Origin of the sequence: Micromonospora sediminicola (assembly GCF_900089585.1) — a bacterium.
Taxonomy (GTDB): Bacteria; Actinomycetota; Actinomycetes; order Mycobacteriales; family Micromonosporaceae; genus Micromonospora; species Micromonospora sediminicola.
In genome coordinates, this window is sequence record NZ_FLRH01000003.1 from 795,361 (window position 1) to 810,373 (window position 15,013).

12 protein-coding genes are annotated in these 15,013 nt (G+C 73.8%); 8 read left to right on the plus strand and 4 right to left on the minus strand.

The window, feature by feature from the left end; genetic code table 11:
* The first annotated feature begins 54 nt into the window (after positions 1–54).
* The 3 genes from GA0070622_RS04160 to GA0070622_RS04170 all read left to right on the plus strand — a co-directional run bounded on the left by GA0070622_RS04160 (position 55) and on the right by GA0070622_RS04170 (position 2,180).
* On the plus strand, positions 55–264 hold the full coding sequence (locus GA0070622_RS04160) for a DUF397 domain-containing protein (RefSeq protein WP_091568746.1): 210 nt from the start codon (positions 55–57) through the stop codon (positions 262–264).
* 111 nt (positions 265–375) lie between these two features.
* Entirely contained in the window at positions 376–858 is a 483-nt protein-coding gene (locus tag GA0070622_RS04165) for an SRPBCC family protein (RefSeq protein ID WP_091568749.1), read from the plus strand.
* 68 nt (positions 859–926) lie between these two features.
* On the plus strand, positions 927–2,180 hold the full coding sequence (locus GA0070622_RS04170) for an outer membrane protein assembly factor BamB family protein (protein WP_091568751.1): 1,254 nt from the start codon (positions 927–929) through the stop codon (positions 2,178–2,180).
* Positions 2,181–2,299: 119 nt separating this feature from the next.
* On the opposite strand, the gene hisC is transcribed toward GA0070622_RS04170, so the two are convergent.
* The 4 genes from hisC to hppD are packed head-to-tail and all read right to left on the minus strand — an operon-like array spanning position 2,300 to position 6,353.
* Positions 2,300–3,403: a histidinol-phosphate transaminase gene (hisC, locus tag GA0070622_RS04175; RefSeq protein WP_091568753.1), complete on the minus strand. Its 1,104-nt coding sequence runs from the start codon at positions 3,401–3,403 to the stop codon at positions 2,300–2,302.
* Positions 3,400–4,401, minus strand: coding sequence for an RDD family protein (locus GA0070622_RS04180; protein ID WP_091568756.1), 1,002 nt, complete (start codon positions 4,399–4,401; stop codon positions 3,400–3,402). Before GA0070622_RS04180 ends, hisC begins: the two co-directional genes overlap by 4 nt.
* A 22-nt stretch (positions 4,402–4,423) precedes the next feature.
* The gene (locus GA0070622_RS04185) at positions 4,424–5,137 is read right to left on the minus strand and encodes an RDD family protein (protein ID WP_091568758.1); all 714 of its coding nucleotides are present in this window, start codon (positions 5,135–5,137) and stop codon (positions 4,424–4,426) included.
* 10 nt (positions 5,138–5,147) lie between these two features.
* The gene (hppD, locus tag GA0070622_RS04190; RefSeq protein ID WP_091568761.1) at positions 5,148–6,353 is read right to left on the minus strand and encodes a 4-hydroxyphenylpyruvate dioxygenase; all 1,206 of its coding nucleotides are present in this window, start codon (positions 6,351–6,353) and stop codon (positions 5,148–5,150) included.
* A gap of 140 nt (positions 6,354–6,493) precedes the next feature.
* Here hppD and GA0070622_RS04195 point away from each other — a divergent pair, with 140 nt between their 5' ends.
* The 5 genes from GA0070622_RS04195 to GA0070622_RS04215 all read left to right on the plus strand — a co-directional run bounded on the left by GA0070622_RS04195 (position 6,494) and on the right by GA0070622_RS04215 (position 14,981).
* Complete coding sequence (locus GA0070622_RS04195) at positions 6,494–7,000, plus strand: Lrp/AsnC family transcriptional regulator (RefSeq protein ID WP_091568764.1); 507 nt, start codon at positions 6,494–6,496, stop codon at positions 6,998–7,000.
* 139 nt (positions 7,001–7,139) lie between these two features.
* On the plus strand, positions 7,140–8,537 hold the full coding sequence (locus GA0070622_RS04200) for an outer membrane protein assembly factor BamB family protein (protein ID WP_369700224.1): 1,398 nt from the start codon (positions 7,140–7,142) through the stop codon (positions 8,535–8,537).
* A 76-nt stretch (positions 8,538–8,613) separates the two neighbouring features.
* Positions 8,614–10,281, plus strand: coding sequence for a fumarate hydratase (locus tag GA0070622_RS04205; protein WP_091568770.1), 1,668 nt, complete (start codon positions 8,614–8,616; stop codon positions 10,279–10,281).
* Positions 10,282–10,546: 265 nt separating this feature from the next.
* The gene (locus GA0070622_RS04210; protein WP_091568772.1) at positions 10,547–13,528 is read left to right on the plus strand and encodes an AfsR/SARP family transcriptional regulator; all 2,982 of its coding nucleotides are present in this window, start codon (positions 10,547–10,549) and stop codon (positions 13,526–13,528) included.
* A gap of 43 nt (positions 13,529–13,571) precedes the next feature.
* The gene (locus GA0070622_RS04215; RefSeq protein WP_176558977.1) at positions 13,572–14,981 is read left to right on the plus strand and encodes a class II fumarate hydratase; all 1,410 of its coding nucleotides are present in this window, start codon (positions 13,572–13,574) and stop codon (positions 14,979–14,981) included.
* Positions 14,982–15,013: the final 32 nt, after the last annotated feature.

Below are 15,013 nucleotides of genomic sequence, written 5' to 3' on the forward strand. Positions count from 1 at the left end.
CGGCCACTCCGGGGCGCGCCCGAGTCGGAAGAAGCCGAACAGGAAGGACCGAGCATGACCGAGCTGACCGGAGCCGTCTGGCGCACCAGCAGCCGCTCCAACGATCAGGGCCTCTGTGTCGAGGTGGCGACCAACGTGGTCACCGCGCACGGCGTGGTGGGCGTACGCGACTCGAAGGACCCGGACGGTCCGGCGCTCGCGGTCAGCCCGCCGGGCTGGACGGCGTTCGTCACCGCGCTGCGGGGCGGAACGCTCCGCGGCTGACCGCTCGTCGGATGCCCCGGTGCCCCGCTCGGGGCACCGGTGGTGGAAATGTCACCGCAAGGCTCCCGGTTTCCGGTGACGGCCCGTACCGTGGACGACACGGGAGGTGCCATGTCGACGGTGACGGTTTCCGCATTCATCGAAGCGCAGGACGACGACCTGTGGCGCCTGCTCACCGACCTCCCGGCCCGCGCCGACTGGCTCTCGGCGGTGGGCGCGGTCGAGGTCCTCGGCGCCGGCGGCTTCGCGCCCGGCACGGTCTGGCGGGAGACCCGCCTGCGGCCCGACGGCGGCACCGAGCCGGAGGAGTACGAGGTGGTCGAGGCGGTGGCGCCGGCCCGTCTGGTGCTCGACTCGCGCGGCGCGGGCGTCGACTACCGGATCACCTGGACGCTGCGCACGGTCGAGCGGCGGCGGCGCGGGTGCACCGAGGTCACCGTCGAGCAGGAGGCGGTGCCGACCCGGCCGTACGGGCGGGTGCTGGCCCTGATCCTCGGCGGCCTGGCCGCCCGCGCGGTGGAGGGCGCGCTCCGGCGTGACCTGGCCGACCTGGCGCTGGCCGCCGGCCCCGCCCGTTCCGCCGAAGCGGCCTGAGCCGACCCGACCGCTCCCCGCACCCCGGCCCGGACCCGGCCGGTAGGGTGCCGGGGCGGAGGTGGCGGATGGCGAAGGCCGCGAGGCGGCGGATCCTGACGACGCTGCTGGCGGTGCTGGCCGTCGCGGCGTCGGTCGCCGTGGTCGTCCGGGTGTTGGCGCCCGCCGAGGTCGAGACCGTCGCCCGGGACCCGTACCCGGCCGCGCCCGCGCCGACCGCCGGGGTGATCGCGCGGCTGCCGGTGGCGCCGCTGGTCGTGGACGGCCGGCTCCGGGTCTACGCCGGCACCCGCCAGGTGTACGCGGACCAGCCGGTCACCGGGCGGCACCGGGTCACCCCGTTCTGGTCCTACCGCCGCTGGCCGGCGACGCTCGTCGGGGTGCTCGCCGAGGGCACCACGGTGGTCAGCCGCTGGTCCGACGGGACGCTGGTGGCACTGGACGCGCGGACCGGCCGGGTGGCCTGGCGCGCGGACGGCCCGGAGCCGGGTTCGGTGCCGGCGCCGCGCCGCACCTACGCCGGCACGGTCTGGGACCCGGCCGGCCTGCACGTGGCCCGGACGGCGGCCGGCCGGACCGTGCTGCTCGCCGCCGGTCCGGGTGCGCTCGGCGGGTACGACCTCGGCGACGGTCGCCGGCTCTGGCGCGTCGACGTCGGGCGCGGCTGCCGGACCGACGTGGGCACGACGGCCAGCGGCGAGCTGGTCGGGGTGGACCGCTGCGCCGGGCCGGCCGCGGTCGAGCTGCGGGACGCGGCGACCGGCGCGGTACGGACCCGTTGGCGGCCGCCGGACGCGCCGGACCAGCTGGTGGTCAGCCCGGTGGGTTGCCGCGACGGGCACTCCGGCTGCCGGGGACTGCGGACCGCCGGGCCGGGCGGCGAGAACAGCCGGGGCTGGCTGGTGGCGGACCCGGGTGAGCCGACCGCCGCGCCGGGCCTGGACGGTGCGGACACGGCGCTGGACGGCGAGCGGGTGGTGGACACGTCCGGCCCGGTGGTGGTCGGGCGGTCGCCCCGCACCGGCGCGGAGCTGTGGCGTCGGGCGGACATCCACCCGGCCCGGGTGCTGGCGGTCGAGCCGGGGCGGGTGCACCTGCTGACCGACCGGCGGGAGCTGGTCACCGTGGATCCGATCACCGGCGCGACGCGGTCGACGTCCGTGCTGGACCTCGGGCGGGACGGGATCGCCTGGCGACCGGGCCGGGCGTACGCGGTGGACGGTTACGTCGCGGTGGAGCGGCTGCGGGAGCGGGCCCGCCCGGAGGACGACGACCAGGGGTACTTCCTGATGGCGGAGCCGGTGCTGCTCGCCGCCACGTGACCGGATCTGCCAACAAAACGGACAAAAGCCACTACAGTGCTCTCATCCGATGGTCGTCGGACGAGACGTCCGAGGCCGGTCCGTAGGGGGTTGACGGACCGGCCCCGGACGCGCTCCGGTCAGGCCAGCGCGGCCTCGGCGGCGGCCAGGAACGCGTCGTTCTCGGCCGGGGTGCCGATGGTGACCCGCACCCCGTCGCCCGGGAACGGCCGGACGATCACGCCGCGCGCCTCGCACGCCTTGCCGAACGCCACCGCGCGCTCGCCCAGCGGCAACCAGACGAAGTTGGCCTGGCTCTCCGGCACGTCCGGCACGAACTTGCGCAGCGCCTCGGTGACCCGGTCCCGCTCGGCCACCACCAGCGCGCAGCGCCGCTCGACCTCGTCGGCCTGCGCCAGCGCGGCCAGCGCGCCGGCCTGGGCGGCCATGCTGGTGGAGAACGGCGTCACCACCTTGCGCACGGCGGCGGCCACGGCCGGCGCGGCCACCAGCCAGCCGATCCGCAGCCCGGCCAGACCCCACGCCTTGGACAGCGTGCGCAGCACCGCCACGTTCGGCCGGTCCAGGTAGCTCAGGCCGTCCGGCACCTCCGGATCGGTGACGAACTCCCGGTACGCCTCGTCGATCACCACCAGCACGTCGTCCGGCACCGCGTCGAGGAAGCGGTCCAACTCGGCCCGGCGCACCGCCGTACCGGTGGGGTTGTTCGGGTTGCAGACCAGGACCATCCGGGTCCGGTCGGTCACCGCCGCCGCCATCGCGTCCAGGTCGTGCCCGTGGCCGGCGTCGTTCGGCACCCGCACGCTGGTCGCGCCGCTGGTCGCCGCGATGATCGGGTACGCCTCGAACGAGCGCCACGAGTAGAGCAGCTCGTCACCGGGCAGGCAGGTCGCCCGCACCAGGTGCTCGGCCAGCGCCACCGACCCGCAGCCGGTGGCGATCCGGTCGGCGTCCACGCCGTACCGCTCGGCCAGCGCCTGGCGCAGCGCCACCACGCCCATGTCCGGGTAGCGGTGCGAACCGGCGACCGCCTCGGCGACCGCCTCCACCACGCCGGGCAGCGGGCCGTACGGGACCTCGTTGCTGGCCAGCTTGATCGCCTCGGGCAGGCCCAGCTCCCGGGCCAGGTCGGCCGGGCTGCGGCCGGGCACGTAGTTGGGCAGCGCGTCCAGGTCGGCGCGGGTGAGCCGCAGCGGAGGCTGGTGACGTCCGGTGTCGGTCATGGGGTGTCTCCCGGGGGGTCGGCGCGGTCGCGCGGGGCGGTACGGGGGTCGGTCCGGTCACGGGGGAGCTGGACCACCACGGTCTGCGCCCGCTTGTCGTGCAGAGCCTGACGCAGCGGCTGGTCGAACAGCGGCGAGACCGCGTCGACGAACTGGAGCAGCAGGCCCAGCCCGCAGCAGTACCAGAGCAGCGTGGGCAGGCCCATCGTGCTCCAGCGCCGGGTGGCCCGGCCGAAGCCGAGCGGCTGGTCCGCCTCGATCGGCACCGCGCGTACGCCCATCAGCCGCTTGCCGAAGGTCTGCCCGCGCGCCGCCATCGACGGCACCTCGTACGCGTACCAGAGCGCGGTGGCGATCAGCAGGATGGCGATCTGCAACCCGCCGGCCTGCTCGTCGATCTGCGGCAGCCCCTCGGTGGAGGTGTCCCCGTTCAGGGCCCGGCGCATCGACTCGCGCAGGTAGGGCGAGACCGCCTCGAAGTAGCGCCAGACGAACCAGCCGTTGACCACGGCGTTGAGCAGGAACACCACGCCGAGGTCGATCAGGCGGGCGACCAGTCGCGAGCCGTACGAGGCGAGCGGCAACCCGTGCGGACGCGGCGCCGGCGGACGGCCCGGCCAGTGCGGGTACGGCCAGCCCGGCGGCGGCCCCTGCGGCCCCGGCCCGGCCTGTCCGGGCTGCCCCGGCCACGGCCCGTTCGGGCCCGGCTGCCCGGGACCGGCGGTCGGCGGGAGCGGATACGGCCCGGCCGGCGGCTGGCCCGCGCCCGGCCCGGAGACCGGCGGGACGGCCGCGCCACCGGTCGCGCCCGAGGTCGGCCGGGCGGCGGTGGGGTCGGCGCCCGCCGCCACCGGGGTCGGCTCGGGCTCGGCGGGCGGGGGGCCGTCGGGCGGGGTGACGTCGACCGGGATCGGCGCGCCGATCCAGCCCTCACCGTCCCACCACCGGCGGGTCTCCGGATCGGCCGGGTCGACGTGCCAGCCAGGTTCCACACTCACGGCTGTGCCTCGCGGTCTGCGCTCACGGTGCAACCTTAACGACGACCGTGCCGGCCGCCTTGTCGTGCAGGCACTGCTGCCAGGGCTTGTCCCAGAGCTGCCAGAAGCCGTCCAGGTAGTTGAGGAACGGCACGAACGAGCCGGCGACGAACTCGACCAGGTACCGCTTGCCCAGGGCGCCCCGGGTCAGCGGGGCGTCCGGCTGGAGCGGCACGATCCGCAGTTTCATCACCTTCTTGCCGAGCGTCTGGCCGGTCCGGCGGGCGTACTCGACGTGGTAGAGCCAGTAGAAGACCAGCAGGAGCAGGAACAGCCCCAGCTCGGCCAGGAGCAGCGGCAGGAAGATGTCGCTGAAGATCACCGACGGGTCGGGTTCGGCCACGGTGCCGTCCGGTCCGGCCGCCGGCATCCGGTCGATCATCCGGACGACGAGCCAGACGAAGACCGGCGCGAAGAGCACCATCAGCACCGCCGACGCGAGAGCCGTGTCGATCAGCCAGGCCACCAGCCGTTCCCCGAAGCCGGCCAGCGGTTGACCGTTCGGGGCGACGGCCGGCGGCACGAACCCGGCGTGCGGCGCGTACCCCGGGGGTGGGGGCGGATAGCCGGGCAGGTGGGCGTACGTCGGCGGGGTGTGCTGCGCGGGCACCGCGGGGCCGGTGGGCGGCGCGAAGCCGCCGCCCGCGGGCGGCGGCCCGGCGGGCGGCGGCGTGCTGCTCGGGGGAGGCTCGATCACGCCGACAGTGTTACAGGTTGCCGCGCTTCTCCTGCTCCCGCTCGATCGCCTCGAACAGGGCCTTGAAGTTGCCCTTGCCGAAGCCGAGGGAGCCGTGCCGCTCGATCAGCTCGAAGAAGACGGTGGGGCGGTCCTGCACCGGCTTGGTGAAGATCTGGAGCAGGTAGCCGTCCTCGTCCCGGTCCACCAGGATCTTGCGGGACTGGAGTTCCTCGATCGGCACCCGGACGTTGCCGATGCGCGCGCGCAGCTCCGGGTCCTCGTAGTAGGAGTCCGGGGTGTCCAGGAACTCGACGCCCGCCGCCCGCATGGCGTCCACGCTGGCCAGGATGTCGTTGGTGGCCACGGCGACGTGCTGGGCGCCCGGGCCCTGGTAGAACTCCAGGTACTCGTCGATCTGCGACTTCTTGCGGGCCACGGCCGGCTCGTTGAGCGGGAACTTCACCTTGCGGGTGCCGCTCGCCACCACCTTGCTCATCAGCGCCGAGTAGTCGGTGGCGATGTCGTCGCCGACGAACTCGGCCATGTTGGTGAAGCCCATGACGCGCTTGTAGAACTCGACCCACTCGTCCATCCGGCCCAGCTCCACGTTGCCGACCACGTGGTCGACGGCCTGGAAGAAGCGCTTCGGCTGGAGGCCGGCGTCGATCATCGGCTGCCGGTCCACGATCGGGCCGCGGGCGACGAAGCCGGGCAGGAACACCCCGGTGTAGCGGGACCGGTCGACCAGCGTGTGCCGGGTGTCCCCGTACGCGCCGATGGACGCCATCCGGACGGTGCCGTGCTCGTCGCTGACGTCGTGCGGCTCGACCAGACCGGTCGCGCCCTGCGCGGTGGCGTGCGCGTACGCGGCGTCCACGTCCGGCACCTCCAGCGCGATGTCGGAGATGCCGTCGCTGTGCCTGGCCACGTGCGCCTCGCCGTCGGCGCCCGGGCGGACCACGCCGGTCAGCACGAACCGGGCCGAGCCGCTGGTCAGCACGTACTGGGCGTGGTCCCGGTAGCCCTGCTCCGGGCCGCGGTAGGCGACACAGGTCATGCCGTAGGCGGTGGAGTAGTAGTGCGCCGCCTGCTTGGCGTTGCCGACCAGGAAGTGCAGGTGGTCGAGGCCCTTGACCGGGAACGGATCCCGGCTGATGTCGTGGTCGACGGCGCCGACGAGAACGTCGGCGTCGACGTCCTCGGTCGACTGGGGTCGGTCGATCGCCTGGGTCATGGTGGCCTCCCTCGCGTACCGGCCGGCCTCGTGGGCCGCCGTGGATGTGCTCTTCCGGCGAGGATCTACGGCCGACCGTAAGGTGGGCAATAGTTGGCGATATTCCTGGTCAGGTTGCGCATTCGGTACGGTTGGTCGCCATGAACACTGGTCAGGATGTACAGCTCGACGAGCTGGACGCCCGCTTGATCGAACTGCTCGCCGAGGAGCCCCGGATCGGGGTGCTGGAGTGCTCGCGCCGGCTCGGCGTGGCCCGGGGCACGGTCCAGGCGCGGCTCGACAAGCTCGTCGGTCGCGGGGTGGTGGGCGGGTTCGGGCCGGACATCTCGCCGGCCGCGATCGGCTTCGGGGTGACCAGCTTCGTCACCCTGGAGATCAGCCAGCGGCACGGCCACGACCAGGTCACCGCGCACCTGGCCGCCATCCCGGAGGTGCTGGAGGCGCACACCATCACCGGCTCCAGCGACCTGCTCTGCCGGATCGTGGCCCGGTCGAACACCGACCTCCAGCGGGTCATCGACCAGATCGTCGCCTCGGAGGGGATCCGGCGCGCCTCCACCATCATCGCGCTGGCCGAGCAGATCCCCTACCGCACGCTCCCCCTCGTCCGCTCCGCCGCCCGGGGGGAAGGAAGGGCCCCCTCTTAACGCATCCGGTAGAGGAAGGGCCCCCTCTTAACATCCGAACCCGGGCAAGAAGCGGCGCGACACGCCCCGCGGGCGGCCCGGGGGAGCGGTGATCGTCGCTACCGTGTGCGGTGTGAAGGGCCTAGGCGTACGCGGCTGGTTGCTGCTCGGGCTCGTCACCGTGGTCGTGCTCGCCGCCACCGGGGTCTGGAACCCGTTCCCCGGCCTCTGGGACTGGGTCGACCGGAGCAAGCCGATCTCCGAGCCGGACGTGGTCTGGCAGCAGCGCGTCGGCGGCACCCCGCGCAGCGTCACCATCGCCGGCGACACCGTGATCGTGGAGCAGCGCACCCGGATCGAGGCGCGCACGCTCGCCGACGGCAGCCAGCTCTGGGAACGCAAGGCCGACTGGTCGGCGGTGGCGGGCAGCGGCCGGGAGTCCGTCGTCGCGGTGGGCAAGCTGCTGGACAAGGGGTACGAGGTGCTCGACCCGGTGACCGGCGTGACCCGCCGCCGGGACGAGCGGGCCATCGCCGTCTGGACCTACCGGAACCTGCTGCTGGACGCGTACTGCGTGCAGGCCACCGACTGCACGCTGCGGGCCTGGGAGCCGCGCGGGACGACTCCGCTGTGGAGCGCGTTCCTGCCCGGCGTGCACAGCGGCGTGCTCGCCGACAACCCCGAACTGCTCGGCACCCGGCGACTGGGCGCGACCCGGATCGACGGCGGGGTGGCCGGGCCGGAGTCGGTCCCGCCGCTGCTGGGCTTTCCGGTCGACGGTCGGGTGCACGTGGTCGACACCGCCACTGGCCGGGTGCTGCAGAACGTCCAGCCCGGGCGGGAGGAGCGCCTGGCGGTGGTCGGCGGGCGGCTGCTCCGGATCGCGGCGACCTCCCGGGACGGGAGCTGCTACTTCGTCGTCACCGCCGTCGACCCGGCCACCGGGCAGCAGGTGTGGCGGCGGGCCGGGATCAACCTGCGCACCGCCGACTACGCCGGCTGCGTGCAGCGGGAGGATCCGCAGGGCGCCCGCAACGTGCTCATCGGCGTCGCCCCGGACGGGCGGGAGGCGGTCCTCGACGGCTACGACGGCCGGCTGCTCCTCCTCGGCGCGGAGGGCGAGAAGCTGCTCGCGGTCGACGACCGGTACGCGGTGGTGCGCAGCGCCGACAAGGACTCGCTGCTCGGCCGGGAACTGTCCGCCGACCGGACCCGGTGGACCCGGCCGGCCGGCGGCAAGAGCGGCGCGGCGCTCACCCCGTATGCGGCAGTGATCAGCGAGGAGAAGCCGTCCCGGCTGGTCGCGGTCGAGCCGCGTGGGGGTCGGGTGCTGGTCGAGCTGCGTACGTCGGCGAACGCGTTGGCGGTCGGCCCGAACGGCATGATCATCGGCGAGGGACGGGAGATCGGGTACGTGCGCTGGGGCGCCGGGGCCGCCGGAGCGCCGCCGCCGAACGAGGACGCCGTGCCCGCGCCCGACCCGGGTGACACCTGGCGTCCGCCGACTGACCAGGGCAGCTGCGGTCCGAAGCGGGAACTCTGCGCCGACGGCAAGTGACGCCGGGTGAGAGCGCCGTCCCACGACCGACCTGCGGGTGTCACCGATCGACGGCTCTGCCCTAGGCTTTTCGGTCATGAGCAGTGCCGCCGCCTTCTCGTACGCACCCCTGCTGCCGACCGGTCCCGACCAGACGGAGTATCGCCTGGTCACCGACGAGGGCGTGGACGTCGTCAACGGCCCGGGTGGCCGCCGGTTCCTCACCGTGGAGCCGGCCGCGCTGACCGCGCTGACCGCCGAGGCGATGCACGACATCGCCCACTTCCTGCGCCCGGCGCACCTGGCCCAGCTCCGGTCGATCATCGACGACCCGGCGGCCTCGCCGAACGACCGGTTCGTCGCGCTGGACCTGCTGCGCAACGCCAACATCGCCGCCGGCGGCGTGCTGCCGATGTGCCAGGACACCGGCACCGCGATCGTGATGGGCAAGCGTGGCCGGCACGTGCTCACCGACGGCGCCGACGCGGAGGCGATCTCGCGCGGCGTCTACCAGGCCTACACCCGGCTCAACCTGCGCTACTCCCAGCTCGCGCCGCTGACCATGTGGGACGAGCGGAACACCGGCAGCAACCTGCCCGCCCAGGTGGAGCTCTACGCCGAGGACCCGGACGGCCACCCGGACGCCTACAAGTTCCTGTTCATGGCCAAGGGCGGGGGTTCGGCCAACAAGTCCTACCTCTACCAGGAGACGAAGGCGCTGCTGAACCCGACGCGGATGATGCAGTTCCTGGAGGAGAAGCTGCGGCTGATCGGCACCGCCGCCTGCCCGCCCTACCACCTGGCGATCGTCATCGGCGGCACCTCCGCCGAGTACGCCTTGAAGACCGCGAAGTACGCCTCCGCGAAATACCTGGACGCGCTGCCGACGCAGGGCTCGATGAGCGCCCACGGCTTCCGTGACCTGGAGTTGGAGGCCGAGGTGCTGGAGCTGACCCGCAACTTCGGGATCGGCGCGCAGTTCGGCGGGCGCTACTTCTGCCACGACGTGCGGGTGGTCCGGCTGCCCCGGCACGGCGCCTCCTGCCCGGTGGCGATCGCGGTCTCCTGCTCGGCCGACCGACAGGCGGTCGCCAAGATCACCCCGTCCGGCGTCTGGCTGGAGCGGCTGGAGACCGACCCGGCGCGGTTCCTCCCCGACGTCACCGACGAGACGCTGGAGACCGAGGAGGTCGTCCGCGTCGACCTGAACCGGCCGATGGACTCCATCCGCGCCGAGCTGTCGAAATACCCGGTGAAGACCCGCCTGTCGCTGACCGGCCCGCTGGTGGTCGCCCGGGACATCGCCCACGCCAAGATCGCCGAGCGGTTGGACGCCGGTGAGCCGATGCCGCAATATCTGCGCGACCACGCGGTCTACTACGCCGGCCCGGCCAAGACGCCCGAGGGCTACGCGTCCGGCTCGTTCGGCCCGACCACGGCCGGCCGGATGGACGCCTACGTGGAGAAGTTCCAGGCCGCCGGCGGTTCGATGGTGATGCTGGCCAAGGGCAACCGGTCCGGCCAGGTCACCCGCTCCTGCGCGGCCCACGGCGGCTTCTACCTCGGCTCGATCGGCGGACCGGCGGCCCGCCTCGCCCAGGACTGCATCAAGCACGTCGAGGTGCTCGAATATCCCGAGCTGGGCATGGAGGCGGTCTGGAAGATCGAGGTGGAGGACTTCCCCGCCTTCATCGTCGTCGACGACAAGGGCAACGACTTCTTCGCCGAGGTCACCAAGCCGGTGCTCACGGTCGGCCGGCGCTGACCCGCTGACGGCGCGAGGGGCGCCCGGGAGTCCTCCCGGGCGCCCCTCCGCGTGTCCGCTGTGCACCGACATCGGTGCGCCCGCCCGGCTGGACGGCCGGACGGGCGCACCGCCCCCGTCGGATGCCGTCACCGACAACCCGGGTCGAGTCTGGTCGTCGTCGCTGTCGATCCGCTATCACATCGCTATCGCCTCGACAGGGCGTTCCGTGACCGTCGGGCTACGCTGCTGGAAGTTGCACTCACGGGGGCGGGTGGTGGCACAGATGCGCTTCGGGATCCTGGGACCCCTGCGGGTCGGCGGTGGTGAAGCCACCGTCACCGCGGGTCGGGACCGGATCGTGCTCGCCATGCTGCTGCTGCGCGCCGGGCGGGTGGTGTCGACCGAGGAACTGGTCGACGCGGTCTGGGAGGAGCGCCCGCCGGCCACCGCGCGGGCTCAACTCCAGATCTGCGTGTCCCGACTGCGGCAGCGGTTCGCCCTGCTCGGGCTGCCCGCCGAGACCATCGTCACCGACCCGGCCGGCTACGGCATCCGGGTCGAGCCGGACGACCTCGACGCCGAGGTCTTCGCCCGCGGGGTGGAGACGGCCCGCGCGGCGGCGGCCGGCGGCCGGATGGCGGACGCGCGGCGGCACTACCGGGCGGCCCTGGCGCTCTGGCGGGGCCCGGCGCTGGCGGGCGTCCCGGCCCGGAGCGTCCGGCGGCGGGCCCAGACGCTCGACGAGCAGCGGCTCGCGGTGCTGGAGGAGTGCGTCGACGTGGAGCTGCGGCTGCGGCGGGCGGCCGACCTGGTCGACGAGCTGGCCGAGAACGTCGAACGCCACCCGTTGCGCGAGCGGCTGCGCGGGCAGCTGATGCTGGCCCTGTCCGCGCTCGGACGCCAGGCGGACGCGCTCGCCGTCTACCGGGAGGGCCGGCGGATCTACGCCGACGAGCTGGGCATCGAACCCGGTGCGGCGTTGCAGGAACTGCACCAGCGGGTGCTCGCCGGCGACCTGGCGCTGGGCGGGTCGGAGACGCGCGCCGCCACGCCGGTGCGGGCGCTGCCCCGGGCCATCAGCGACTTCACCGGCCGGCAGCAGACCGTGGCCCGGCTGGTCAAGGAGATCGACCAGGACGGGGTCCGGGTCCACCTGGTCGACGGCATGGCGGGCAGCGGCAAGACCACGCTCGCCGTCCAGGTGGCGACCGCGCTGGGCGAGCGCTTCCCGGACGCGCAGCTCTTCGTCGACCTGCACGGGCACAGCGAACGCAGCCCGTTGAGCACGGCCGCCGCGGTGGCCACCCTGCTCCGGCAGCTCGGTGTGCCGGCGGAACGCGTACCGGTGGACCTGGCGGACCGGCTGGCCATGTGGCGCTCCGAGCTGGCCGGACGGCGGGCCGTCGTGGTGCTCGACAACGCGGCGGACGCCGCCCAGGTCGCACCCTTGCTGCCCAACGGCCCGGACTGCCTGGTGCTGATCACCAGCCGTCGGCGGCTGATCGGCCTGGACGGCGGTCGGCCGTCCTCGTTGCCGGTGCTCGACGCCGACGAGGCGGTCGAACTGCTCGCCCGGGTGGCCGGCGCGGAGCGGGTCTGGGCGGAGCCCGACGCCGCCGCGGAGGTGGCCCGCCGCTGCGGCCACCTTCCGCTCGCCCTGCGACTGGCCGGCGCCCGGCTCGCGCACCGGCCGCGGTGGCGGGTGGCCGACCTGGCCGAGCGGCTGGCGACCGCGGCGGATCCGCTGGCCGAGCTGACCGCCGGGGAGCGTTCGGTGGCCCGGGCCTTCGCCCTGTCGTACGAGCAGGTGGCGCCGGCCGCGCAGCGCGTCTTCCGCCTGATCGGGCTGCACCCCGGCACCCGGGTGGACAACCGGGTGGCGGCGGCGCTCGCCGACCTGTCGCTGCCGGAGGTGCAGGACGCGCTCGACGACCTGGTCGACGCGCACCTCGTCGAGGAGGTGGAACCGGGCCGCTACGGGCTGCACGACCTGATCCGGGAGTACGGGCGCACGCTCGGCGCGGACCGGGAGACCGCGGCGGAGCGGCGGGCGGCGCTGGAACGGCTCCTCGAATACCACGTTCAGGTCGCTCTCGCCATCGCGCGCGTGATGGAGCTGCCCGGCAACGGTCACCTGATCGACCTGCCCGAGCCGGCCCGGCCGGACCTCGTGGCCGCCGTCGCCCCCCTCGGCCGGCCCTGGTTCGACGAGAACGGGGCCGCCCTGCTCGCCCTGATCCGGCTGGCGGAGGTCGAAGGACTTCCGCGGTACTGCTGGCAGCTCGCCCGCGCCTGCTGGAAGGCGCACTTCGACGGGGGTCACCTCGACGAGCTGGTCGAGGCGCACACCATCGGCCTGCGCGCCGCCCGGGCCCTCCAGGACGACGAGGCCGTGGCGATGACGCTCAACTACCTCGCCTCGGCGCACTTCCGTCGGGCCCGCTTCGCCGAGGCCGTACGGCTCACCGAGGCGTCGGTCGAGGTCTACCGGCGGCTCGGCCGGCGCCACGCGCTCCGCAACTCACTGAACAACCTGGGCACCGCCTACTCCCACAACGGCGACCACCGGCGGGCGATCGAGACGTACGCGGCCGCCACGCAGCTCGCGCGGGAGCTGGACGAGGCCGCGGCGCTGGCGAACGTGCTCAACAACACGGCGCTGTCGTTGCTGTTGTGGGGGCGGTACGACGAGGCGCTGGAGGTGTCCCGCCGGCATCTCGTGCTGGCCCGGGAGACCGGTGACTTCCGGCAGCTCAGTCAGGCCGTGGGGCACGTCGCGATGGCCCGGCACCGGCTGGGTCACCTGGGCCCGGCCCGGCGGCTGCTCCACGTCGCGTTGCGCCTCAAGCGCCGGGCCGCCAACCGCTACGGCGAGGGCGAGGTGCTCAACGAGATCGGCGTGCTGGAACGCGAGGCCGGCTTCCCGGACCGGGCGGCCGCCCGGCACCGGACCGCGCTCGCCGCGATGACCGACGCCGGCGACGTGATCGGGCAGTGCGCCTCCCGGAACCTGCTCGCCCGGGCGATCGGAGACCAGGGCGACGTCAGCAGCGCGTTGGACCTGCACCGCCGGGTGCTCACCGACGCCACCCGGCTCGGCGCGCGCTACGAGCAGGCCCGGGCGCTGGACGGCATGGCCCGGTGCCTGCGGTACACCGACTCCGACCAGGCGCGGCGGTACGCCAACCGGGCGGTGGCGCTGTTCCGTCAGATCGAGTCGCCGGACCGGTGGGCCACCGAGGAGTTGCTGGCCGAGCTGGGTTGAGCGCCCCCCGCTTTCCCTGCACGCCGGCGGCGGGCGCGGCAGGATGGTATGCGTGACGACTCCAGAGGCGACCGGTTACCGGATCGAACGCGACTCGATGGGCGAGGTGGAGGTGCCCGCCGAGGCACTGTGGCGCGCGCAGACCCAGCGCGCGGTGCAGAACTTCCCGATCTCCGGACGCGGGCTCGAACCGGCCCAGATCAAGGCGCTGGCGCAGATCAAGGGTGCGGCGGCCCAGGTCAACGGTGAGCTGGGGGTGATCGACGCGGACGTGGCGGAGGCGATCGCCACCGCCGCCGCGCACGTCGCCGACGGCGGCTACGACGACCAGTTCCCGGTGGACGTCTTCCAGACCGGCTCCGGCACCTCGTCCAACATGAACACCAACGAGGTCATCGCCACGCTGGCCGGCCGGGAGCTGGGCCGCGACGTCCACCCGAACGACCACGTGAACGCCTCGCAGTCCAGCAACGACGTCTTCCCGACCTCGATCCACCTGGCCGCCACGCAGTTCGTGGTGGAGGACCTGATCCCCTCGCTGAAGCAGCTCGCGGGCGCGCTGGAGGAGAAGGCGGCCGAGTTCGAGACGGTGGTCAAGGCGGGCCGCACCCACCTGATGGACGCCACGCCGGTCACGCTCGGGCAGGAGTTCGGCGGCTACGCCGCCCAGGTCCGCTACGGCGTGGAGCGACTGGAGTCGGTGCTGCCCCGGCTGGCCGAGCTGCCGCTGGGCGGCACCGCTGTGGGCACCGGCATCAACACCCCGCTCGGCTTCGCCGGCAAGGTGATCGGCCGGCTGCGGGACTCCACCGGCCTGCCGCTCAGCGAGGCGCGCAACCACTTCGAGGCGCAGGGCGCCCGGGACGCGCTCGTGGAGACGTCCGGCCAGCTCCGCACCATCGCGGTCGGCCTCTACAAGATCGCCAACGACGTACGCTGGATGGGCTCCGGGCCGCGCGCCGGCCTGCGCGAGCTGCGCATTCCCGACCTCCAGCCCGGCTCGTCCATCATGCCGGGCAAGGTGAACCCGGTGGTGGCCGAGGCGATGCGTCAGGTCTGCGCCCAGGTGATCGGCAACGACGCGGCGGTGGCGTTCGCGGGCTCGCAGGGCGACTTCGAGTTGAACGTGATGCTCCCGGTCATGGGCCGCAACCTGCTGGAGTCGATCAAGCTGATCGCCGCGTCGAGCCGGCTGTTCGCCGAGCGCCTGGTGGCCGGCCTGGTCGCGGACGCCGAGGTCTGCCTGGCGTACGCGGAGGGGTCGCCGTCGATCGTCACCCCGCTCAACCGCCACCTGGGCTACGACGAGGCCGCCTCGATCGCCAAGGAGGCGCTGGCCAAGCAGGTCTCCATCCGGGAGGTGGTGATCTCCCGGGGGCACGTCGACTCGGGCACGCTCACCGAGACCCAGCTCGACGAGGCGCTGGACCTGCTCCGGATGACCCACCCCTGAGCGGGACGCCGCGACGCCGGTAATTGCCTCGC